Genomic DNA, 21,942 nt, shown 5'->3' on the forward strand with positions numbered 1-21,942 from the left:
CCAAAAAAGATCAGCCTTTAGCGGTAAGCCGGTGGCCACTGCTAAAGGCTGAAATAATTATAATGAGACGGCAGGCTCAAAGCCCATCGTTCATGAATGCTTACAGGTGCGAAAGACTCTCTTCGATGATCTTGATCTTTTCTTCAGCATCCGATTTCTTCTTTCTTTCAACTTCTACCACCTCCGGCTTGGCATTTTGCACAAACCTTTCATTGCCCAGTTTCTTTTCAACCGATACCAGGAAACCTTTTAGGTACTCCAATTCTTTTTCAAGCGTCGCTTTCTGATGCGTTGTATCTATTTCCTGTTCAGTGGTAATGTAGAATTTGTCTTTACCGATCACAGAAGCAATACTATTGGGTACAGGTTCCTGCACATAGGTAATTGCATCCGCATTAACCTGCTTCAACAGGATTGGCTCTATTGCCTGGTATAGCGAATTATCGGTCGTATGGATACAGAGCTTGATGGCTTCTTTCGGCTTCAATTGGTTCTTGTTGCGGGTGTCACGTAACCCGGAAATAACGTCTTTCAGCAACTGTCCTTCCAGTAGTACCGTTTTATCGGTGGCCTCTATAGGTGCAAATTGTTTAACGCAAAGTGCTTCATCACGCTTGGCCAATTGCTCATAGATCTCTTCGGTAACAAATGGCATAAACGGATGCAGGAGTTGCATAAGGTCGGAGTAGAAAGCAACCGTTTGTTCGTACACCGACTTGGCAATAGGTTGCTCCGGCGCAGGCTTTACCCACTCCAGGTACCAGCTGCAGAAATCATCCCATATCAGCGAGTAAAGCGTTTTCAACGCTTCGCTAAGCTTGAAATCGGCAAAGCTCTTTTCGATGTCTGCACGTGCCTCATTGAGGCGATTCCGGAACCAGGTGATTGCAAAACTTTGGGCTTCACCAGGCGCTTCACTACCGGTAGCCTGGCGCGCTTCCCACATTTTGATCAGCTTCAACGCATTCCACATCTTGTTGTTGAAATTCCTTCCCTGCTCGGGCGAAGAATCATCGAACAACAGGTCGTTACCTGCCGGCGAAGAGATCATGATGCCGAAGCGTACCGCGTCGGCACCGGAAGCATCGATCATATTCAACAGGTCGGGCGAATTGCCCAAACTCTTACTCATCTTACGGCCCTGCTTATCACGCACCATGCCCGTAAAGTATACATCGCTGAAAGGCTTCTCGTCCATGTATTCCATACCCGCCATGATCATCCGGGCCACCCAGAAAAAGATGATATCCTGACCAGTTACCAATACCGAAGTAGGGTAGTAGTAGTTGATATCAGGATTACCGGGCTGGGTGATGCCCTTGAACACTTCAATGGGCCATAGCCAGGAAGAGAACCAGGTATCCAGACAGTCTTCATCCTGCGTGAGCTGATCAGCCGTTACAACAATTCCTTGTTGCTTGAACGCCTCGATAGCAGCAGCTTTGTTCTCTGCCACCACGAAACTTCCATCAGTAGTATAGAACGCAGGTATCTGCTGCCCCCACCAAAGCTGGCGGCTGATACACCAGTCTTTTACATTCTCGAGCCAGTATTTATAAGTAGCCAGGAATTTATCGCCGGGATGTATACGCACTTCGCCGCTGGTAACTGCCAGCAGGGCCTTATCGGCCAGCGCGCGCATCGCCACAAACCATTGGGTAGAGATTCGGGGCTCCACGACCGCATTGGTACGTTGAGAGAAACCAAGGCGGGTAGTATAGTCTTCATCCTTTATCAGCAGGTCTTGCTCCTTCAGTAGCTTCACGATCTCTTTGCGTGCCTCGAAGCGGTCCATGCCCACACAAACTTCCGCTGCAGCACTCAGCTTGCCGTCTTCGGTAAGCGTATCGATGATCTCGAGGTTGTGCTTGAGACCGAGGTTATAGTCATTGATATCGTGCGCAGGGGTTACCTTCAAAGCACCGGTACCAAATTCCTTGTCTACGTATTCATCGAAGATCACGGGAACGGCACGGTTCACCAGCGGCACGATCACTTTCTTCCCTTTCAGGTGTGCATAGCGTTCATCCGTTGGGTTTACGCACACACCGGTATCGCCCATGATCGTTTCGGGACGTTGGGTAGCGATCACGATGGGTTGATCGCCGGTTGGTTTACCATCGGCATCCACTACTTTATAAGCTACATAGTAAAGTTTACCCTGTAGTTCACGGTATTCCACTTCTTCATCACTGAGGGCTGTTTTCGCAGCAGGATCCCAATTGATCATCCTGGCCCCACGATAGATCAGCTTTTTGTTGTAGAGATCAACAAACACCTTGATCACCGCGCGGTAATAATCGGGGTCCATCGTAAAGGACACGCGATCCCAGTCAACACTGCAACCCAGTTTCTCAATCTGGTGATAAATGATATTGCCATATTTTTCTTTCCATTCGTAAGCATGCTCCAGGAACTTCTCACGGGTAAGATCACTTTTCCTGATGCCTCTTTCCTTTTCGAGCATCTGTACCACTTTAGCCTCTGTGGCAATAGAAGCATGGTCGCTGCCGGGCACCCAGCAGGCGTTGAAGCCGCTCATACGCGCCTTGCGCACCAAAATATCCTGCACCGTTTCATTGAGCGTGTGGCCCATATGGAGCACGCCCGTCACATTGGGGGGCGGTATCACCACGGTAAAAGACTTCCGGTTATCGGGTTTACTATTGAAGTAGCGTTTTTCTTTCCAGATCCTGGACCATTTTTCCTCGATGCCCGAGGGGGTGTAGTTTTTGCTTAATTCCATCTGTATGATCGTCTTATAGGACGGCAAAGGTACGGAAAGAAGGTGAGCGGAGGAAGGAGGAAAACGGGTTGATTGGACAGCCCCTGTAAACTACACGCGATTTCACCCGAAGCGGGGTAGGTAATGCAAAACGCCCCGCAATTGCGGAGCGTTTTGAGAAATGAGGTGCGAAGCCAGCAGGCATACTGCCAGCAAAGTCTTTTGTGTGGTCAGGTTTGCAGCGAAACTAATTAAGCATACCAGTACAGGTAAGAAAGCGCCATGATAAATGCCAGAAATCCGATAGCAAGCAATACGACCTTTGTGGTTTCACCCAATTGTAAGTGACTCTTTTTCATACTACTACGTGTTTTTGAAGTGTGTGTTAAAAAGTTGTACGTGTACGATCAGTACAATCGGTCTTCAGAGGGATGTGAATTAACTGGGGTGGTCAATCAATAAGATACGTAGTACGGTTCGGGGGTAGTAAGCAACTAACTATTCTTGATCCGGATCAGCCATGCTGTAAGTAGTGCCGGTCTTAGACAAAAGTAGTACAAGGATTTGGAAGATGCAAGCTCGTTAACTTATAAAAATACCCGCAGGAAAGTAAAATCCTGCGGGTAAAAAACCTATCCTCATTGATTATCAATGATAATCAGCTTTGTGTAAACCAAAAGGAAAACAGTATTAAGGCTGAAAAATAGAGGACGGCGGCGGTAGCCAGTACGGCATTTTCGCCAGACTTTGTTAAGTCGATCTTTTGCATAGATATGGATTTTGAGGTTTAAAGACTAAGCCTTAAGTCCTCATAGGGCGGGTGACCCTCCAACAGGCAGCCGGGTAAGCTCCTGGCCGGCAGGATCATGGTACGTGGATAAAAACCGGGTGGTGCTACCTATTCAATTGCTGGCGCTTCTTCCTAACTTTATCGCCTCAATGATATATGCCATCGTCGATATAGAAACCACAGGCGGTTATGCTGCTAATAACGACATAACGGAAGTGGCTATTGTGTTGCACGACGGGGAAAAAGTGGTAGACCGCTTCGAAAGCCTGGTACAGCCCCAGCGTGTGATACCCCATTATATTCAAGTACTTACGGGAATAACGCCGGCCATGGTCGAAGACGCTCCGACATTTACACAGTTGGCGCCCCAGATCTATCAATTGCTACAGGGAAATGTGTTCATCGCCCATAACGTCAATTTCGATTACTCCTTTCTCAAACACCACTTGTCGCAGGCAGGGTACGAGCTTACCACCAACAAACTTTGCACCGTACGTCTGTCGAAGAAAGTTTTTCCCGGCTTCCGCTCGTACAGTCTCGGCAATCTTTGCCAAAGCCTCGACATCACGATGGAGAACCGTCACCGGGCCGGCGGCGATGCCGACGCAACCGTACGTCTCTTCGAACGGTTGCTGAACAACGGAGCCCTGTCGCACATCGAGCAGTTCGTTAAAAAAGGGGCAAAAGAACAGTCGCTGCCGCCCAACCTGGCCAAGGAAGCGGTAGAGAGCCTGCCCTATACGCCGGGCGTTTATTATTTCCACGACCAAAAGGGTAAAGTGCTTTATGTGGGCAAAGCGAAGAACCTGCGATACCGTGTACGCAGCCACTTTACCCACAATGGCGCCGGCAGGCAAAGACAGGAGTTCCTGCGCAATATTCACAGCATTACCTATCAAACCTGTGCCACCGAACTGATGGCCTTCATACTCGAAAGCGTGGAGATCAAAAGACTGTGGCCACCTTATAATAGTAGTCAGAAGCGGTTCACACCATCCTTCGGGCTTTACCTGTACGAAGACAGCCGGGGGTACCAGCGGCTGGCGATCGACAAGATCAAGAAGAGTCTTACCCCTATTTATACATTTAACCTGCTGCTCGAAGGGCATCGCCTGATGCGCCGCCTGATAGAGAATTTCAACCTGTGCCCCAAACTCTGCAATATGCAAAAAGACACCGCCGCCTGCAGTGGGGTAGAGGAGGGCGCCTGCCAGGGCGCGTGTGATCACCGCGAAGCGGCTGGTACCTACAACGACCGCGTAAACCAGGCGCTGGAGTACCTCGATGCCAACCTGCCCACCTTTGCCCTGGTCGACGAAGGGCAGCAATCCATAGAGCAAAGCTGTATTCTGATTGAAAAGGGGAGGTTTTACGGGATGGGTTATTTGCCGCAGGATTGCTCGGTGCATGACATGGACTCACTGAAAGGATACCTCACAAGGTATCCGGAGAATGATTATATCCGCGGACTCGTATACCAGCACATTGAAAAATACCCGCACAAGAAAGTGACGTGGAAGGGAGAGGCATAAACCCGCGCCACTTGCGGAATAGCTCCTGATCGATTCTGAATTAAGGGATTACATAGGGCACGAATTGGAAAAATATTTCAAAAAAGAAGAGAAAAAATTTTGCAGAAATTCTCCTTCCCCTATCTTTGCACTCCCAAACGATAACAGGGTATATACAGAGAGAAAGAGTGGCAGGGTTTGGGAACAAAAATGGGAGTTTAGCTCAGTTGGTTCAGAGCATCTGCCTTACAAGCAGAGGGTCGGCGGTTCGAGCCCGTCAACTCCCACAGCAAGCAGTTATGACATGAAAGTTGTAGCTGCTTTTTTTATCAGCCGGAAAACAACCCCACTTTTCCGCAACGGATTCTAAGTACATCGGGGAAACATACAAGGGAGTTTAGCTCAGTTGGTTCAGAGCATCTGCCTTACAAGCAGAGGGTCGGCGGTTCGAGCCCGTCAACTCCCACAGAAAAAGGATCACCAGTCGGTGGTCCTTTTTTTATTGCATACCGGTCGGCGGCTTCCCACGGTATCGTTGGACCGAAAAAGTCTTCACCCTAAGGTGATTTTATTTATTTTCCGGAGATGAATAGTCCAGACACAATAATCATAGTATATCATAGTTTTGGAAAATGACTATCAGGCGAACCTCTCATTTTAAACATCATTAACATCTATTATGAAAAGATTATTCAGTGTTTTCGCCTCCCTATCTTTCGTCCTTCTATTTATGTTTCAGGTAAGCATAACTTCCTGTACAAAAGACATAATAAAGAATGACACTATTACAGTCGTAAAGAAAGATACTATTATCATCAAGGACACGGTATTATCAATGGAGATTTTGACTGCCAATTCATGGAAAATGCAGGAATTAAGAGGCGTCCTGGGAAATTCCATTCGGTATTACTCAAGAGGCGGAAACTCCAATACGGAGAGTTTTGACAATGAGTATATAACTTTTAATAAAGACAACACGGGAACTTATGTGCAGAATAACGGCATTCAACGTTCGATAACCTGGAGTTTTTCAAACGAAGCACATACGAAGCTCACCTTAACATTATACAATACACCTGCTACCTTTACCGTGACCTGGGATAATATCAGGTATAAAAATAAGAGCCTGTATTATGATGATTATTATACAGACGGAAATCTTTACTTAAATGAACATTCCCAGCAGATCCGGACGCCCCGCTAGCTTATAGCCATCCTGGTCCGGAATCCCGTATCAATAACCCGTACTCGGCATTGATACGGGATTTCTGTTTGGCCTCGACCCTTTTTATATCCTGAACACATAATCAATTGATTATTAACGCTTGTTACCCACCGCAGCATTCTTCCCACACCCCTTGCCCGGATTACCGGCTTTTTATACATTTGTACTAACAATACATTGAGTATATGGCATTTGCTGGATCTACCCGCCCGTACGAATTTGAAGATGTGGATGTGCTCACCGAAGCCGAAGAGCCGTGTAGCCTCATTGTGTGGAATGATGAGGTCAATACGTTCGAATGGGTTATCGAAACACTGGTGGAAGTATGCGGCCACAGCGCCGAACAGGCCGAACAATGCGCCTACATTATCCACTTTCAGGGTAAATATGCCGTAAAGCAAGGCACCTACGAAGAACTAAAACCGCAATGCGATGCCATTACCGACAGAGGCATCGGTGCAACCATAGAAGTAGTGGCAGCATAACATCAACAGAATGCCATTATTCGCATTAGACAGGATATTGCACTTCCCACCAGTGCACCTGGCCGAACCCGACGGACTACTCGCAGTTGGCGGCGACCTTTCCCAGGAACGATTATTATTAGCTTACCGGCAGGGCATCTTCCCCTGGTACGAAGGCAAACACATCCTCTGGTGGTGCCCCGATCCGCGCTTTGTCCTATTCCCCGAAGAACTCAAAGTCAGCAAAAGCATGCACCAGCTGCTGAAACGCGAAGCATTCACCTTTACCACCAACAAAGCATTCTCTAGCGTCATCAACAGCTGTAAATCCATCAAACGCCGCGGACAAGCCAGCACCTGGATCACCCCCGCCGTAGAACAAGCCTATACCAAATTGCACCAGGCCGGTTATGCGCACAGCGCCGAAGTGTGGCAAGAGGGAGAACTCGTGGGAGGCCTCTACGGTATCCGTATGGGTAAGGTATTCTTCGGCGAAAGCATGTTCAGCAAAGCCAGCAACGCCAGCAAATACGCTTTTATCAGCTATGTGCAGCAGCTCAAAGCAGACGGGGTCACCCTCATCGACTGCCAGGTACAAACCGATCACCTCGCCACCCTCGGCGCCCGCATGATACCCCGTACCGAATTCATCAGCCTCCTCGAGCAGCTCGTATAACCACACACACGCCAACAAACACCCACAACCGGTCACTTGTTGCCGCCCGCACCGGCATTAACGTCCCATATTAAAGTACTTCCCCAGTCCTAACACCCGCATACTACTAAAGTAGTATTTCATATGCGGTTTTATAGTAATAGATTTGGTATCACGTTCCGGCAGGAACGATAATCACTCATTTATTCACAATTAAATCAATGAACATGGCTACAAAAACCGAATTCAAAGTTCGCCTGGAAAATGTAGAGCTCAGCAAAGCGGCCACCACCGCCCTCCAAAAAGAGATCAACTCCGTAGTGGCAAAACACATTGCCAAAGGGGCCGCTAAAGGTATTTATGGAAGTAAACTGCAACTCGATCCCGAATGGCTGGGCATCTGGTTGCGCAAATTCGCAACCGCCGAAGAACTGCTCAAGAATAAGAACTACAAGAAGTTCTAAGCAGTCGGTTCAGAAAGTCTGGTCACATCCATTCAACGATGCCAGACATTCCATCCGGTAACATCAAATCAAAACGGATGAAAGCCACCAATAAAAGTTGTCCCAGTTCAATCTGCGAAGAAGGAGCCACCCTCCTGGGAGTCGTCAACGGCAATGGCACCATCGGATACATCTCCACGCCGATGACCATCGATGAAGACTTCGTCAAAGAAGCCCACGAACAGGGCGATCCCGAAAGCAGATTCCGCTTCAGCAACAAATGCGTCACCACCGGATGCCGCCAATGGAGCAATGGCCAATGTGGAGTGATCAACAAGATCATCACCAACAATGAAGACCTCGATCTGCCACAACGGCTGCCCGATTGTTCCATTCGCTCATCGTGCCGCTGGTATTACCAGGAAGGTGCCAAAGCCTGCACCTTTTGCCCTTACATCATTACCAATATGCTGGAAAAGAAGAAAACCGAGGTACAATCCGAATGATCGCACAAGAGGCTGTCAGGGCCTGTAATCATGATTAGTAGCTTCCGCAGGCATTGCAACGCCAGGACGGCTTCTTTTTACAACGCAACGATTAGCATCCTCCGTACCATCACCCCAAAGCGTACCGTACCCATCAAAAACGAGTTCCGAGATAATGCGGCAACATCGCCTTCCAGGTAGGCCAGTCATGCTGCCATTCCTGCCCCCAAATGTCAAGTTCATAATTGATCCCTTTACCATACAGGATCCCCGCAAAACGCCTGGCCGATTCAGGATCTTCATAAGCTCCACTGCCCGAAAGCAGGTGGATATGTTGCCTTTGCCTGATCTGCTCCAGGATAGCATGATCCGTTAGGTTGGGCATATAATGCATCGGACTGTTGAAGTAAACATCATCGTCGAAATACCCACGCGTATACTCCGTAAGCTCATATACGCCGCTCATCGCAATACAACCTGCCAGCATATCCGGACGCTGAAAGAAAAGATTCGCACTGTGCAGCGCACCAAAAGACGCACCCGAAACAATAATGGGCGTCTCCTCACTGGTATTCGCCTTTATGTACGGAGCCACTTCCTGGAACACATAATCATTCCACTGCCGGTGACGGATCGCCTTGAAACGGGGTTCCATCTCATAGTTCATCCAGCTTTCCGTATTGATACTGTTGATGGAAAACACCTTCACTTTCCCCGCCTCGATAAAGGGGCGAATAGATTCGATCAATCCAAAGCGTTCATACTCGAGATAATCGGCCGCCGCTGTGGGGATCAGCAACAAAGCAAAACCATAATGGCCATAAACCGCTACCGGCATATCCTTATTCAGCGCAGGGCTGTACCAGGAGGTGATCTGTCGTTCCATGCTGTAAACAATTAATCGATCAACAAGATACAGGATTCAATGAACCCGTCCACCATCAGGGTTTATCTTCCTGGTAAGTCGCTACCGCATAATGCTTCAGCGCTGTGATCTTGAGGCGATCACCCACTACATACACTTTTTTGTATTCGCGAAACACCTTGTCCTTGTCCAGGAAGCCGATAATGCAGGAAAATTGTTCGGGGCCCTTACGAATTTCCGGCTGCGGAGGCGTACCGAAGTTGGGCAGCTTCAGCGTGTCGGTGCCGCTCACTTCTTCAAACTGGAGTTTGATCACGTAATGAAAAGTCTTTTTGGTCTCGAACAAACGCACCGAAAAATACCAATCATTCAAGGGGTTGTCAGTCTTCACCCGGTATTCAGCCACGGCTTTCTTACTCACGGTATCGCGGTAAAGCGGAATGTTGGAGGCGGCATTTACAACCACCGGAGTCTGCGTACTGTCAGTAGCGGAAGCGCCGGAACCTTTTCCAGGCTCACCGCAGCCTGCCACGAGCGAGCAGGATAAGGCAATTAAGATCAATCTCATAGAAGGGTACAACTGTTTTCACAAATATGCCATTTTTGCCGCACACCACGAAGTACCACACACAAAATCAGTAGAAGATGTTTTAGGTACACAACCTACAATTCATAAATACCCATAACGGACCAAGATCACGAAATCACCGGAAAATGCGCGCAATCACCACCTTAAAAAGTCCATTTTTTTATATATTGTGGAACAGTTTTGAGCTTAAATTGTGTCATTTCACGACCATCATTGTTTATCATCATTGCACGACACAGAAACTTTTCACCCTTTCCCAAAGGTCTCGCCCTTTGATATTTTGTACCCTTCAATAGTATGATATAGTAGATAATAAGTTATTTGATTGTAATTTTAGACAAGACCCTCATCCTATTCGAAATGCAGACCGGCAGGCACGCCTGTAAGCCAACAGGTTTCGGCTGGGATGATCCAATATTATTGCATGAACCAGTTTTTCGATTTTTTCTCCAGGTTACTGGACACGTCCGACTGGCCGCCCCGGTGGCATTGCGGTAAATGGACGGAGTTCCATGGATGGCTGTACATCATCAGCGACCTCCTCGTTTGGTCGGCCTATTTCGCAATACCCTTTATCATCATCCGCTTTATATCACGCCGGCACGATGCCCAGTTCATTCGCCTTTACTTTCTCTTCGCAGCATTCATCCTCGCCTGCGGTGCTACCCACTTCTTCGATGCGGTGACCTTTTGGTTTCCTGTATACCGCATCAACGCCCTCGTGCGGGCCATTACAGGCATCATAAGCTGGGTAACGGTCTTTTACCTCATCAAGGTATTGCCCATCGCCAATAGCCTCCGTACAGCCCACGAACTCGAAGAAGAAGTAGAGCAGCGCAAGAAAGCCGAATCCAAATTCAGGAACTTCCTCGAACGCGTACCCGACAGCATCATCGTAGTGAACGACGATGGCTTAATACAGCTGGTCAACGCCAAAACCGTTACCATGTTTGGCTACGATCGCGAAGAAATGATCGGTCACCACATAGAACGCCTGCTTCCTGAACGTTACGGTAGCTTACATCCCTTCAGGCGTTTCAAAACTTACCCGGGACCGCAATCGACCGAAGTAGCCGAAGGATTCGAACTGTTTGCCATGCGCAAAGACGGACAGGAGTTTCCCGTAGAACTCACCCTGAGCCCCATGGAAACCGAAGAAGGCCCTATGCTCACCGCATCCATACGCGACGTGTCGGAAAAGAAACAGCTTGAAAAAGTAATCCGCGATACCAATATAACCCTTGAACGAAAAGTGAAGCAACGCACGGAGGAATTGGAACGTAAGAACAAGGAACTGGAGCAATTTGCCTATGTAGCCTCTCACGATATGCAGGAACCGCTGCGCACTACGGCCAGTTTTGTCGATCTGCTGCGAAAACAATACAAAGGCAAGCTCGACGAAAATGCCGACAAATACCTGGATTATATCGTACAATCGTCCGACAGGATGAAGATTCTCATCCGCGACCTCCTCGATTACTCCAGACTGGGCCGCGAAAAAGAAAAAAGACAGGTAGATTGCAACAGCATCATAGAACAGGTGAAGGCCGACCTCAACCGGGTGATCCGCGAAAGCCAGGCCGAAATAAGATCCGGCAAACTACCCTTGCTCGATGGATTCCCCACAGAACTCAAACTCTTGTTCCAGAACCTTGTTAGCAACTCCATTAAGTTCCGCAGGCCAGGAATTCCACCAACTGTAGCGATCAATGCCAGCAGGTGCAATGGAGCCTGGCAGTTCTCCGTAACCGACAACGGCATCGGCATAGAATCCCAATACCAGGAAAAGATCTTTGTGATCTTTCAGCGCCTGCACAACCGCACCGATTATGAAGGTTCGGGCATCGGGCTCGCACATTGCAAGAAGATCGTAGAATTACATGGCGGACAGATCTGGGTAGAATCAATACCCGGCGAAGGAAGCACCTTTCACTTCACCATCTCAGAAATACAGTGATATGACGAACAGAAAACTTAATTGTGTATTACTCATCGATGACGATGAACCCACCAACTTCCTCAACAAAATGCTGATCGAGGAAACAGGATTTGCCAACGAGGTACGCGTGGCCCAAAGCGCCCGCGAAGCGTTGGACTATCTTTCAGGCAAATCAGCAGAACAAACCGGCAGCAAACCACCGGTCCCGGATCTTATCTTCCTCGACATCAACATGCCGGCCATGGATGGCTGGGAATTTCTGGAACAATACGATCGGCTGTCACCCCAACAAAAAGCTTCGATCATCGTGGTGATGCTCACCACCTCCTTCAATCCCGAAGATGAGAACAAAGCCAAAACGATTAGCTATATATCCAGTTACCAGAATAAACCGCTCACCGAAGACATTATCAACGGCATCCTGAAAGAACATTTCGATTGGGAAGTAAAGTAACGTAGTCTCAGAGAGGAATATCCACCTTCAGCACGCAACCCTGACCGCTGCTGCTGATAATTTCAAGGTTTCCGTTCTGCATCTCCACACGGCTCACGATATTGTTCAGCCCGATACCCTTGGCCTTCTGTTTGGGATCGAAGCCAATGCCGTTGTCCTTGATCACCAGGTGCGCCTTCTTGCGCGAAGTCTTTAGTTCCACCTCGGCATGGGTAGCCCGTGCATGCTTCACGATATTGTTCATCTGCTCCTGCACGATCCGGTAAAGGATCAGTTTCTTGTTATTCGATAGCGTTTCAATGTGGTGGTCATTGGCCTTGATACGGATACGCAGCTCCGGCGACACCGTCATGTTCTCGATCATCTCCAGCAAAGCTTCCTTCAGCCCGATATCGCCCAGCGAGGGTGGCACCAGCGTCTTCGACAAAGACCGGATCTCGTTGATGGCCCTGGAGATATTGTCATAGCTTTTGGTCAGCAGTTCTTTTCGGATATCCTCATCGTTCAGCGCCATATCCACGCACAACTTGGCCGTAGCCAGTATCTGGTTGATATTGTCGTGCAGCTCCCGGCCGATCTCCCGTCTTTCCTGCTCCTGCGTCTGGATAGTGATCTGGGTGATCAGTTTCTGCGTCTCGATCTGGCTGCGCACCAGCTCTTCCTGCATTTTCTTACGTTCCGTAATATCCATCATTGCGCCTATCACCCGGTAAGGCTTGTGCTGGTCGTTCCGCAAGATATAACCGCGGTCGAAAACAAAACGGTAGGTGCCCGCACCCGATAGGTAACGGTATTCATCTTCCCATTGATCTTTGCCCTCCGTAATGCAGCCTTCTATTTTCAATAATACCCGCTCCCGGTCATCGGGATGGATCTTCTGCGAGTACCATTCGTAGGTATTCTGCACATCTACCGGCCTGAAGCCAAAAATGGTCGTAATACCTTCGTTCCACAATATCTCATTCGTACGCAGGTCCCAGTCCCAGATGGTATCGTTGGTCGCTTTGATCAGCGTATTATAACGTTCATAGTTCTCCACCACCTTCTGCAGGATCTTCTTCCGCTCGATGCTGTACTGGATCGATTTCACAAGCACCTTTTCATCGAATTCGCCTTTAACCAGGTAGTCCTGCGCACCCAGCGCAATGGTATGTAGAGCAACGTCTTTGTCAGACACGCCGGATAACACAATGATGGAAATATGGGGAACGGCGGCGTTCAACCGCTCAAAGGTCTGGATGCCCTCACTATCGGGCAACGTGAGGTCGAGGAAGATGAGGTCGGGCGTTTCCTCCTGCGCAATATCTGCCGCCTCCTGCAGCTTCTGGGCATGGAACAGTTCACGGATAGGCAATCCAGACAACCTCAGGTATTCGGAAAACAGAAAATAATCACTGGGATTATCTTCCACTACAAGGATGTTCAACGGATGCGTTGAAGTGATCATAATAGGGTTTTTGTGGTGCCTGCTTGCTGCTACGGGGCAAACGGGCCAAATCATGTTCGATTCATTCAGAGCCTACGGTCCGGAAGCTCCCGTTTATAACGGGCAAGGTTGCTTTTTGACAACCCGTAAGGGAACGATGCCTATGAAAAATTTTGCGGAGGATGCTATGGTTCAAAAAGATGTGGAAAAGGTACTAAATAGTTGTTGCAGAAAAAAAAATCCCCCCTTTTCTTTTTTTGGCGAAAGAGCGCCTGTTAATTTTGAGTCTGCAAGCAATTTATTAATAACCGTTTCAGCCACACTTAATCATGGCCGCAGCACCCAAAAGAAGTTATTGTGAAGCCGTTTGGCAAATGGAGCCCGGCAATGTCAATATCCATTACCACGATCATGAATATGGGTTTCCCATCCACGACGACGATCAGCTGTTTGCCCGCTTCGTGTTGGAGATCAACCAGGCAGGCCTTAGCTGGATCACCATCCTCCGAAAAAAGGAAAACTTCTTCAAGGCATTCGACAACTTCAACATCGAAAAAGTAGCCCGCTATACTGATAAAAAGATCGCAGGCCTGCTCGCCGATGAAGGCATTATCCGCAACCGCCTCAAGGTAAATGCCGCCATCGAGAACGCGCGCCGCATCCGCACCCTGCAAAAAGAACATGGATCCTTTCAGCAATGGTTGCAGATGCACCACCCCAAACCCAAAGAAGAATGGGTAAAACTCTTCAAGAAAACCTTTGTATTCACCGGAGGGGAGATCGTGGGCGAATTCCTCATGAGTACAGGCTACCTGCCCGGCGCCCACATCGAAACCTGCCCGGTCTACAAAAAAGTGCTGAAGCAAAAACCGGCCTGGCACAGCAAAAGCAACAAATAAACCCACACCGCAAACCGGTTCAGCTGCCCGTACCGTCAAAAGCTGCATAGCCAATGCTCAACAAACTACGTTTACTGTCCTTACTCTTTATTGCCTGGTTGTTTCTGCACTGCCTGTGGGTGGTCAAAGATGGTTTCCACGAATTTACCGGCCAGGCCGATGTAGCTATCATACTGGGTAATACCGTATTCGCCGATGGCACCTTATCGCCCTGGCTGCAGGGTAGGGTAGACGAAGCCCTCCGCCTGTACCGCAACCGGCAGGTGCACAAATTATTCGTCAGTGGCGGCATCGGCAAAACCCGCTATCCCGAAGGCGACGGCATGCGTAACTACCTGGTCGCGAAAGGTGTGCCAACCGAAGACATCATCGTCGATAACGAGGGAGACAACAGTTATCTCACCGCCAGGAATTTTCAAAGTCTTAACAAACAAGGTGAATTTCAAACAGCTGTCATAGTAACCAGCTATTACCACGTAACCCGTACAAAATACATTGTGAAGAAGCTCGGCATGGAGGAAGTGGAAGGCGCCAGTTCGAAATTCATGACCTTCGCCGATTGGTATGGACTGCTCCGGGAGTTTCCGGCGTATTACAAATATCGCTTGGTGTATTAATTCAATTGGAGGGCAGGCAGGCGGTAATGCTGGCCGTCGTAGATGAACAGTTCGTCGATCTCGTAGCTCCAGTATTTATGAATGGGAGATTTGACCAGGTAATCCTCTATCTCCTGTTTGTCGTGCGCCGTGAAAGTGATCCAAACCCTTTGTGATTCCATGGAAACCACATACTGATCAATGATCCCCTTTTCAATCAGCGTATCAACATAAACACGGTGGGAGGGTACCAGAGACATGAATTCGTCATCCATCTCGAAGTGTATCGTCACCTGGAATTTCTTCATACTTTCCATATCTTCTAACACCTGGTTAAACTGAATTGTTTACAGCCTGCAGTCCACAACCTGGTTAGCATGGTCGGCCCGGTAAGGCATCGTCACTTTGATGTAGTTGTCACTATACCCCTCCATCATACCATTCTTCTCGTGCCTTTCAAATAATACTTTACGAGTTTGGCCAGCATGCAGTTGGGTGAAGTACTGCATTTTCATATAAGACAAGTTGCGCAGCGTTTTGTTTCGTTCGTTCCGGATATTCACCGGCACCACAGGATCGATCTCCAGCGCTTTGGTATTATCCCGTTCAGAATACGTGAAAACGTGGAGATAAGTTACGTCAAGCGCATGCAAAAAGTCAAAAGTTTCTTTGAAATGGTCATTTGACTCGCCGGGGAAGCCTACAATGACGTCGACGCCGATCGCACAGTGCGGCATCAGGGTCTTGATCAGGTTCACCCTTTCGGCATATAACTCCCTTTTATAACGCCGGCGCATCAAACCAAGTATATGATTGCTGCCGCTTTGCAGCGGAATATGGAAATGCGGCATGAACCTGCGGCTGTTGGCCACAAACTCAACGATCTCGTTGGTAAGCAGGTTCGGTTCGATAGAAGAAATGCGGTAACGGTCAATATGTTCTACCTTGTCCAGTTCACGGATCAGGTCCAGGAAATCCTCCTCATGACGCTTGTTGCCATCGGGCCCCTTGCCAAAATCGCCCAGATTTACGCCCGTCAGCACGATCTCCTTAACATCCGAGCCCTTCAATTCCTCCACATTGCGCAATACATTGGCAACACTGTCGCTGCGGCTCTTGCCACGCGCCATCGGGATCGTACAAAAAGAACAATTGTAATCGCAGCCATCCTGCACTTTCAGGAAAGTACGCGTGCGGTCATTGAGCGAATAAGAAGCATTGAAACCAGTGATCGTTTCGATATCGCAGCTGCATATTTTGGCAGAATCGCCTTTGGCCAGTTCGCGGATATGATGAGCAATGTTAAACTTTTCAGCAGCCCCCAGCACAAGGTCTACCCCAGGAATTTCAGCGATCTCCCTGGGTTTTAACTGCGCATAGCAGCCGGTGATCACCACCAGGCTCTCAGGAGCCTTCCGCTGAATGCGGCGCACCAGGTGCCGGCACTCTTTATCGGCATTGTCAGTGACCGAACAGGTGTTGATCACGTAAACATCGGCCTCCTCTTCAAATTCGCGCTTTTCGAAACCCTCATTCTCCAGCAATCGTGAAAGCGTGGAAGTTTCTGAAAAATTAAGCTTACAACCTAGTGTATGAAATGCTACAGTCCTTTTTTCTGCCATGACGCGGCAAAGATAACGATCATTTGCCGTTTTGACCGGGAATGGCCCCGCTATCCAACCCCCTCGTAACCAAATTTATAAGTAATTTGGCGCATGAATAAATCGCGCCGTCCCATCTCTATAGCCCTGGTCGTTATCATCATCGTACTCGGTATCGTATTGAGGAACAATCGGTCACGACACAAGGACAGGCAGGATCCCCGGCAGGAGCAAACCAACGACCGTCGGGAGCCCGAAAAGGACCGCCCCCAGCCAGCCGGCCCCAACGATCACCGCCCGCAGCCAACCAAACCGCCCAGCGATGAAGCCAACCGCAATGGCGGGTTCGATCGCCGCCATGGCGATGGAAAGCTCATCTACACCAAACATGCCCGCTGTCGCATGGCCTGCCGCCACATCGACGAAAGCGAAGTAGAGGAGATCCTCCAAACCGGCAGCATCAACGAACGGAAAAGCGAACCCGCTGCCCGTCCGGATCCTAAATATGCCCTCGAAGGCCGCACCCACGACGGACAACAGGTACGCATCATATTCGCCACCGCCAGCCGGGGCATGGTGGTAGTCACGGTCATCGACCTCGATACCGACTGGACCTGCGACTGTCGCTAAACGGTAACCCCACCGGCAACCGGTGCAGTGGCCCCCCCTGTTAATCAGTAACCTCATCAGGCCCACCTGAACGCAACAGCCCGTTCAACGAGTAACGCAACTACTACCGCCAGCCCTGCGACTGTCACTAAAATTGATTACTTTTCGCTTTAAACCCGGAAACTGCCCCATGAAATGGCTCAAGAACTTATTGCGGTGGCTTTATTGTCTCTACGCTTATATCGTCTTCGTGATGATCATGATCAGCGTGCTGCCGGCTGTCATTGCAGGATCATTCTTTGGCAAGATCGATGGAGGCAATTTCATTTACGGCCTCTGTAGTATGTGGGGTGACCTTTGGTTCTTTTTTATCGGCATCCGCCACCGCAACATCTATGAGGTGCCGCATGATAAAAAACAGCAATACATATTCGTAGCCAACCACATTTCTTACCTCGATGCCCCCATTATCGTTACAACCCTTCGGCAACCGGTAAGAGTGCTCGGTAAAGTAGAAATGTCCAAAATGCCCGTGTTCGGATACATCTACCGCAATACCGTCGTTACCGTCGATCGCAGCAGCGCCGAAAACCGCGCCCGCAGTGTGCGGGTGCTCAAATCGGTCATCAAAAAAGGCATCTCCATCTTCATCTTTCCCGAAGGCACCTTCAACGAGACCCACCAGCCGGTAAAGGACTTTTTCGACGGCGCCTTCCGCATCGCCATAGAAACGCAAACCCCCATCAAACCTGTACTCTTTCTCGACGCCTACGCCCGTATGCATTACAAAAGCGTGCTCACGATCAATCCCGGCCGCTCACGGTCCGTATTCCTCGAACCCATACCCGTAGCAGGACTCACCAGCAAAGACCTGCCCGCCCTCAAACAAAAAGTATATCAGGTCATGGAAGCCAAACTCAAAGAATACCAGGCCGACTGGATACAAGCCCAACCGGTGACCACCTAGCCCTCGTTGTTCCGCCGAATGGCGGGATTGCCCCAACGCATGTCGGGGGTGCCTCAGTTGCCTTCTAACACGTATATTGCGCTTTAATTGAATCCATTGTACGCAGAAGTCATAATACCGCTGGCATTACCGAAGAACTACACCTGGGCCGTACCCGATCACCTGCTCGACCAGGTAAAACCCGGCGTCCGCGTGGAAGTAGGTCTCAAACAAACCAAACGTTATGCAGGTGTTGTAAAAAGGCTGCACAATGAAAAACCTGAGTTCTTCGAAGCCAAGGACATCCTCAACGTACTCGATGTAGAACCCATCGTATACAAAGAACAGCTTCAGCTCTGGGAATGGATCGCCCGGTACTATATGTGCAGCGAAGGAGAGGTGATGGCCGCCGCCCTGCCATCTCACTTCAAGCTCAGTAGCGAAACACAGCTCGTCTACAACGAAGAATACGGCGATAACTTCAACCAGCTCGACCACGACGAATACCTCGTCGGCGAAGCGCTGCTGCTCAAGAAAGAATTGAAGATCGGCGAAGTACAGCAACTGCTCGATTCCTCCCACGTATATCCCGTCATCAAAAGGCTCATCGATAAAAAGGTCTGCTTCGTATGGGAAGCACTCAAGGAAACCTACACCGCCAAAAAGGAATCTTTCGTACTGCTCAATCCCATCTACGACAATGAAGAAGAACTGGCCAAACTGCTCAACGAAGACAAGAAACTGCAGCGTGCCGAAAAGCAACTGGAACTGCTGCTGAGCTACCTCTACATCTCCAAAACAGAAGGAGAAGTATCGAAAGCCCAGCTGCTGAAGAAAAGCAACGCTTCCGACAATCAACTGAAAGGGCTGGTTGATAAGAACATCCTCTTCCTCGAGAAACGGCATGTAGACAGACTTAGCTACCTGCCACGCAACATCAACATCGACTTTACCCTTACACCGGCACAGCAACTGGCACTCGATGAAGTGAAGATATCTCTGGCCGACAAACCCGTTTGCCTGCTGCACGGCGTAACCTCCAGCGGTAAAACCCAGGTGTATATAAAGATCATAGAGGATTATGTACGCAAAGGCAAACAGGTATTGTACCTGCTCCCCGAGATCGCGCTTACTTCACAGATCATCCGCCGCCTGCAAAGGCATTTCGGTGGCTATATCGGTATCTACCACAGCAAGTTCAACCAGAACGAACGGCTCGAAATATGGAACAAGGTCAAGAACGGCGAACTGAAGATCGTACTCGGCGCCCGCTCATCCTTATTCCTTCCCTTCAGTGATCTCGGCCTCATCGTGGCCGACGAAGAGCACGACGCCTCCTACAAACAACAGGATCCCGCCCCGCGTTACCATGCGCGCGACGGAGCCGTCTATTACGCCTCCCTGTTCAACGCACGCGTATTATTAGGCAGCGCCACGCCCTCCATCGAAAGCTATTACAATGCACAAACGCAGAAGTATGGCTTCGTTACCCTCAACGAGCGCTTTGGCGGCGTAAAACTGCCCAATATCAACATCATCGATACCAAGAAGATCATGCGGCCCGATAAGGATAAGGTCATGATCACGCCCGAACTGCACGACGCCATAGACCATACCCTGCAAAGGGGCAAGCAGGTCATCCTGTTCCAGAACCGCCGGGGATACTCACCATACCAGATCTGCCAGTCATGCGGCTGGATACCGCAGTGTAAATACTGCGATGTGTCGCTCACGTTCCACAAGAACACCAACAAACTGCATTGCCACTACTGCGGCACTGTATATCCGCCCGTGTATACCTGCATGGCCTGTGGAAGCGATAAATTCCTTACCCGCAACTTTGGCACCGAGAAGATCGAAGAACAGCTCGAAGAAGTATTTCCGAAATACCGCATCGCACGGATGGATGTAGACAGTGTGAAAGGGAAGACCGCCCACGACAGTCTCATCCAGCAGTTCGAACAACAGCGGCTCGATATGTTGGTGGGCACACAGATGGTCGTCAAGGGGCTCGATTTCGAGCATGTGGCGCTGGTAGGCATACTCGATGCCGACAGCCTGCTCAGCTTTGCCGATTTCCGTGTCAATGAACGCGCCTTCCAGTTGATGGAACAGGTGAGTGGCCGCGCCGGCCGTAAAGACGAGCAGGGCCAGGTAATGATACAGGTATCCAATACCCGCCATCCCGTATTGGCCTTTGTACAACAGCACGATTACCATTCCTTTTACCACTACGAAATAGAAGGGCGCAAACAATTTGCCTATCCGCCCTTTTCCAGGTGCATCCTGCTTACCTTCAAAAACTACATCAAGGAAGTGGCCGAGGGTGCCGCCAACACTGTGGCCGCCGCACTCAAAACCAACTTCGGCCCCTACCTGGTAGGCCCCGCCGAGCCCATCGTCAACCGCATCCGCAACCAGTACCTCATAGAGTTGCTGATCAAACTGCCCCGCGAAGCGCAGCTCATCAACCGCTGCAAACAACAGATACAGGAGCAGATAGCCATCATCCACAATCACCAGCGTTTCAAAAAAACAGTCGTGATCGTGGATGTAGATACCATGTAAACACCGCCCCCCATATATGGCCGGGGCTCATTAATTTTGCTGTACGACAAACGATCCATATGCCAATTCAACAGAACGTGTCCTTGCACCCCTTCAATACGATGGCCATCGAAGTAAAGGCCCGTTCACTGGCTGCATTCCATACCATCGAAGAACTGCAGGAACTGTTGCACAACCGCCCTGCCAAAGAACCCATGCTCATATTGGGCGGCGGCAGCAATATTCTCTTTACAAAAGATTTCGACGGACTGGTCCTGAAGAATGAGCTCAAAGGCATCCATGTGGTTGATGAAGACGACAACTATGTATACGTAAAAGCAGGGGCAGGGGAGAACTGGCATGGGTTCGTTGAGTTTTGTCTGCAACGGAATCTCGGCGGCGTAGAGAACCTCTCCCTCATACCCGGCAATGTAGGCGCCAGCCCGATGCAGAACATCGGCGCCTATGGCGTGGAGATCAAAGACATATTCCAGGAATTACAGGCCCTTCGCATCAGCGACAATAAGATACAACTCTTCAGCCTCAATGATTGCGCCTTCGGCTACCGCGAAAGCGTATTCAAGCACAAGTTGAAAGACCAGTACATCATCCTCAATGTAACCTACCGCCTGCGCAAGCATCCGCTGTACAATACAAGCTATGGCGCTATCGAACAGGAGCTGCAGCATATGGGCGTCAAAGACCTTAGCATACAGACCATCTCTCAGGCAGTCATCAATATTCGCAGATCCAAATTGCCCGATCCCCATGAGATCGGCAACGCCGGCAGCTTCTTCAAGAATCCCTCCATACCCGCAACGCAATACGCAACACTGCAACAGTCCTTTCCCGGCATCGTAGGGTATAAGAACCCCGATGGCACGGTCAAACTGGCTGCGGGTTGGCTCATCGAGCAAAGCGGCTGGAAAGGGGTGCGCCGCGGCGATGCAGGCTGCCATGCCAAACAGGCCCTCGTACTCGTCAACTACGGAAACGCCACCGGCAAACAGGTCTACGACCTCAGCGAAGAAATATTACAAAGCATTAAAACGAAGTTTGGCGTTACACTGGAGAGGGAAGTCAATATCGTATAACCCGTCATCACACGAATACGCGCAACTAAGAACAACAGTCTATAAAACGAACAGGCAGCCCCGCAAGGCTGCCTGATTT

General features: G+C 49.5%; 21 protein-coding genes and 2 tRNA genes. 17 read left to right on the forward strand and 6 right to left on the reverse strand.

Translation table 11 applies throughout. The features are described from left to right. Positions 1 to 100 precede the first annotated feature (100 nt). Positions 101 to 2,746 (reverse strand): valine--tRNA ligase, encoded by a 2,646-nt coding sequence (locus P2H89_RS10105; protein WP_275826599.1) that lies wholly within the window; start codon positions 2,744 to 2,746, stop codon positions 101 to 103. A gap of 918 nt (positions 2,747 to 3,664) precedes the next feature. On the opposite strand from P2H89_RS10105, the gene P2H89_RS10110 reads away from it, so the two are divergent. The 8 genes from P2H89_RS10110 to P2H89_RS10145 all read left to right on the forward strand — a co-directional run bounded on the left by P2H89_RS10110 (position 3,665) and on the right by P2H89_RS10145 (position 8,319). Beyond that, on the forward strand, positions 3,665 to 5,047 hold the full coding sequence (locus P2H89_RS10110) for an exonuclease domain-containing protein (protein WP_275826600.1): 1,383 nt from the start codon (positions 3,665 to 3,667) through the stop codon (positions 5,045 to 5,047). Positions 5,048 to 5,238: 191 nt separating this feature from the next. Next, positions 5,239 to 5,313: transfer RNA gene (locus P2H89_RS10115), tRNA-Val, on the forward strand. Between the two features lie 104 nt (positions 5,314 to 5,417). Then, positions 5,418 to 5,492: transfer RNA gene (locus P2H89_RS10120), tRNA-Val, on the forward strand. 399 nt (positions 5,493 to 5,891) lie between these two features. Continuing rightward, positions 5,892 to 6,230 carry a hypothetical protein gene (locus tag P2H89_RS10125; RefSeq protein ID WP_275826601.1) on the forward strand — a complete coding sequence of 113 codons (339 nt, stop codon included), beginning with the start codon at positions 5,892 to 5,894 and terminating at the stop codon, positions 6,228 to 6,230. Positions 6,231 to 6,436: 206 nt separating this feature from the next. Beyond that, on the forward strand, positions 6,437 to 6,736 hold the full coding sequence (locus P2H89_RS10130; RefSeq protein ID WP_275826602.1) for an ATP-dependent Clp protease adaptor ClpS: 300 nt from the start codon (positions 6,437 to 6,439) through the stop codon (positions 6,734 to 6,736). Positions 6,737 to 6,746: 10 nt separating this feature from the next. Beyond that, positions 6,747 to 7,391 carry a leucyl/phenylalanyl-tRNA--protein transferase gene (gene aat, locus P2H89_RS10135; RefSeq protein ID WP_275826603.1) on the forward strand — a complete coding sequence of 215 codons (645 nt, stop codon included), beginning with the start codon at positions 6,747 to 6,749 and terminating at the stop codon, positions 7,389 to 7,391. Positions 7,392 to 7,597: 206 nt separating this feature from the next. Then, positions 7,598 to 7,834: a hypothetical protein gene (locus tag P2H89_RS10140; RefSeq protein ID WP_275826604.1), complete on the forward strand. Its 237-nt coding sequence runs from the start codon at positions 7,598 to 7,600 to the stop codon at positions 7,832 to 7,834. Between the two features lie 77 nt (positions 7,835 to 7,911). Then, positions 7,912 to 8,319, forward strand: a complete 408-nt coding sequence (locus P2H89_RS10145) for a hypothetical protein (RefSeq protein ID WP_275826605.1) — start codon at positions 7,912 to 7,914, stop codon at positions 8,317 to 8,319. A 133-nt stretch (positions 8,320 to 8,452) separates the two neighbouring features. On the opposite strand, the gene P2H89_RS10150 is transcribed toward P2H89_RS10145, so the two are convergent. Both P2H89_RS10150 and P2H89_RS10155 read right to left on the reverse strand, forming a co-directional pair. Beyond that, positions 8,453 to 9,184: an alpha/beta hydrolase-fold protein gene (locus tag P2H89_RS10150; RefSeq protein ID WP_275826606.1), complete on the reverse strand. Its 732-nt coding sequence runs from the start codon at positions 9,182 to 9,184 to the stop codon at positions 8,453 to 8,455. Positions 9,185 to 9,239: 55 nt separating this feature from the next. Next, positions 9,240 to 9,731: a hypothetical protein gene (locus P2H89_RS10155; RefSeq protein ID WP_275826607.1), complete on the reverse strand. Its 492-nt coding sequence runs from the start codon at positions 9,729 to 9,731 to the stop codon at positions 9,240 to 9,242. Positions 9,732 to 10,176: 445 nt separating this feature from the next. Between P2H89_RS10155 and P2H89_RS10160 the strand changes: the two genes are divergently transcribed. Together P2H89_RS10160 and P2H89_RS10165 are read left to right on the forward strand one after the other, a co-directional pair. Beyond that, positions 10,177 to 11,709 carry a PAS domain-containing sensor histidine kinase gene (locus tag P2H89_RS10160; protein WP_275826608.1) on the forward strand — a complete coding sequence of 511 codons (1,533 nt, stop codon included), beginning with the start codon at positions 10,177 to 10,179 and terminating at the stop codon, positions 11,707 to 11,709. A 1-nt stretch (position 11,710) separates the two neighbouring features. Continuing rightward, on the forward strand, positions 11,711 to 12,145 hold the full coding sequence (locus P2H89_RS10165; protein ID WP_275826609.1) for a response regulator: 435 nt from the start codon (positions 11,711 to 11,713) through the stop codon (positions 12,143 to 12,145). Positions 12,146 to 12,152: 7 nt separating this feature from the next. Here the strand turns inward: P2H89_RS10165 and P2H89_RS10170 are convergent, their stop codons facing one another. Continuing rightward, positions 12,153 to 13,592: a PAS domain-containing protein gene (locus P2H89_RS10170; RefSeq protein WP_275826610.1), complete on the reverse strand. Its 1,440-nt coding sequence runs from the start codon at positions 13,590 to 13,592 to the stop codon at positions 12,153 to 12,155. Between the two features lie 52 nt (positions 13,593 to 13,644). Here P2H89_RS10170 and P2H89_RS10175 point away from each other — a divergent pair, with 52 nt between their 5' ends. The 3 genes from P2H89_RS10175 to P2H89_RS10185 are packed head-to-tail and all read left to right on the forward strand — an operon-like array spanning position 13,645 to position 15,087. Continuing rightward, entirely contained in the window at positions 13,645 to 13,932 is a 288-nt protein-coding gene (locus tag P2H89_RS10175) for a hypothetical protein (protein ID WP_275826611.1), read from the forward strand. Further along, complete coding sequence (locus P2H89_RS10180; RefSeq protein ID WP_275826613.1) at positions 13,901 to 14,470, forward strand: DNA-3-methyladenine glycosylase I; 570 nt, start codon at positions 13,901 to 13,903, stop codon at positions 14,468 to 14,470. The genes P2H89_RS10175 and P2H89_RS10180 overlap by 32 nt, the downstream gene beginning before the upstream one ends. A 53-nt stretch (positions 14,471 to 14,523) precedes the next feature. After that, entirely contained in the window at positions 14,524 to 15,087 is a 564-nt protein-coding gene (locus tag P2H89_RS10185) for a YdcF family protein (RefSeq protein WP_275826614.1), read from the forward strand. On the opposite strand, the gene P2H89_RS10190 is transcribed toward P2H89_RS10185, so the two are convergent. Then, positions 15,084 to 15,374, reverse strand: a complete 291-nt coding sequence (locus tag P2H89_RS10190; RefSeq protein WP_275826615.1) for a hypothetical protein — start codon at positions 15,372 to 15,374, stop codon at positions 15,084 to 15,086. The two genes, P2H89_RS10185 and P2H89_RS10190, sit on opposite strands and share 4 nt — an antisense overlap. Positions 15,375 to 15,413: 39 nt before the next feature. Continuing rightward, on the reverse strand, positions 15,414 to 16,688 hold the full coding sequence (gene mtaB / locus P2H89_RS10195; RefSeq protein ID WP_275826616.1) for a tRNA (N(6)-L-threonylcarbamoyladenosine(37)-C(2))-methylthiotransferase MtaB: 1,275 nt from the start codon (positions 16,686 to 16,688) through the stop codon (positions 15,414 to 15,416). A 93-nt stretch (positions 16,689 to 16,781) separates the two neighbouring features. On the opposite strand from mtaB, the gene P2H89_RS10200 reads away from it, so the two are divergent. The 4 genes from P2H89_RS10200 to murB all read left to right on the forward strand — a co-directional run bounded on the left by P2H89_RS10200 (position 16,782) and on the right by murB (position 21,863). Continuing rightward, positions 16,782 to 17,297 (forward strand): DUF4258 domain-containing protein, encoded by a 516-nt coding sequence (locus tag P2H89_RS10200; RefSeq protein ID WP_275826617.1) that lies wholly within the window; start codon positions 16,782 to 16,784, stop codon positions 17,295 to 17,297. 169 nt (positions 17,298 to 17,466) lie between these two features. Then, positions 17,467 to 18,243: a lysophospholipid acyltransferase family protein gene (locus tag P2H89_RS10205; protein ID WP_275826618.1), complete on the forward strand. Its 777-nt coding sequence runs from the start codon at positions 17,467 to 17,469 to the stop codon at positions 18,241 to 18,243. 96 nt (positions 18,244 to 18,339) lie between these two features. Then, positions 18,340 to 20,790: a primosomal protein N' gene (priA, locus tag P2H89_RS10210; RefSeq protein WP_275826619.1), complete on the forward strand. Its 2,451-nt coding sequence runs from the start codon at positions 18,340 to 18,342 to the stop codon at positions 20,788 to 20,790. A gap of 59 nt (positions 20,791 to 20,849) precedes the next feature. Then, positions 20,850 to 21,863 carry a UDP-N-acetylmuramate dehydrogenase gene (gene murB, locus P2H89_RS10215; protein WP_275826620.1) on the forward strand — a complete coding sequence of 338 codons (1,014 nt, stop codon included), beginning with the start codon at positions 20,850 to 20,852 and terminating at the stop codon, positions 21,861 to 21,863. Positions 21,864 to 21,942: the final 79 nt, after the last annotated feature.

Source organism: Paraflavitalea sp. CAU 1676, assembly GCF_029223285.1.
Classification (GTDB): domain Bacteria; phylum Bacteroidota; class Bacteroidia; order Chitinophagales; family Chitinophagaceae; genus Paraflavitalea.

Bases quoted from the DNA above. Each gene is read 5' to 3' on its own strand.
- P2H89_RS10110 (WP_275826600.1), top strand. From the start codon at position 3,665: ATGATATATGCCATCGTCGATATAGAAACCACAGGCGGTTATGCTGCT.
- mtaB (WP_275826616.1), bottom strand. From the start codon at position 16,688: ATGGCAGAAAAAAGGACTGTAGCATTTCATACACTAGGTTGTAAGCTT.
- P2H89_RS10145 (WP_275826605.1), top strand. From the start codon at position 7,912: ATGAAAGCCACCAATAAAAGTTGTCCCAGTTCAATCTGCGAAGAAGGA.
- P2H89_RS10150 (WP_275826606.1), bottom strand. From the start codon at position 9,184: ATGGAACGACAGATCACCTCCTGGTACAGCCCTGCGCTGAATAAGGAT.
- P2H89_RS10185 (WP_275826614.1), top strand. From the start codon at position 14,524: ATGCTCAACAAACTACGTTTACTGTCCTTACTCTTTATTGCCTGGTTG.
- P2H89_RS10160 (WP_275826608.1), top strand. From the start codon at position 10,177: ATGAACCAGTTTTTCGATTTTTTCTCCAGGTTACTGGACACGTCCGAC.
- P2H89_RS10140 (WP_275826604.1), top strand. From the start codon at position 7,598: ATGGCTACAAAAACCGAATTCAAAGTTCGCCTGGAAAATGTAGAGCTC.
- murB (WP_275826620.1), top strand. From the start codon at position 20,850: ATGCCAATTCAACAGAACGTGTCCTTGCACCCCTTCAATACGATGGCC.
- P2H89_RS10205 (WP_275826618.1), top strand. From the start codon at position 17,467: ATGAAATGGCTCAAGAACTTATTGCGGTGGCTTTATTGTCTCTACGCT.
- P2H89_RS10180 (WP_275826613.1), top strand. From the start codon at position 13,901: ATGGCCGCAGCACCCAAAAGAAGTTATTGTGAAGCCGTTTGGCAAATG.
- P2H89_RS10175 (WP_275826611.1), top strand. From the start codon at position 13,645: ATGTTCGATTCATTCAGAGCCTACGGTCCGGAAGCTCCCGTTTATAAC.
- aat (WP_275826603.1), top strand. From the start codon at position 6,747: ATGCCATTATTCGCATTAGACAGGATATTGCACTTCCCACCAGTGCAC.
- P2H89_RS10190 (WP_275826615.1), bottom strand. From the start codon at position 15,374: ATGAAGAAATTCCAGGTGACGATACACTTCGAGATGGATGACGAATTC.
- P2H89_RS10130 (WP_275826602.1), top strand. From the start codon at position 6,437: ATGGCATTTGCTGGATCTACCCGCCCGTACGAATTTGAAGATGTGGAT.
- P2H89_RS10125 (WP_275826601.1), top strand. From the start codon at position 5,892: ATGCAGGAATTAAGAGGCGTCCTGGGAAATTCCATTCGGTATTACTCA.
- P2H89_RS10170 (WP_275826610.1), bottom strand. From the start codon at position 13,592: ATGATCACTTCAACGCATCCGTTGAACATCCTTGTAGTGGAAGATAAT.
- P2H89_RS10155 (WP_275826607.1), bottom strand. From the start codon at position 9,731: ATGAGATTGATCTTAATTGCCTTATCCTGCTCGCTCGTGGCAGGCTGC.
- P2H89_RS10105 (WP_275826599.1), bottom strand. From the start codon at position 2,746: ATGGAATTAAGCAAAAACTACACCCCCTCGGGCATCGAGGAAAAATGG.
- P2H89_RS10200 (WP_275826617.1), top strand. From the start codon at position 16,782: ATGAATAAATCGCGCCGTCCCATCTCTATAGCCCTGGTCGTTATCATC.
- P2H89_RS10165 (WP_275826609.1), top strand. From the start codon at position 11,711: ATGACGAACAGAAAACTTAATTGTGTATTACTCATCGATGACGATGAA.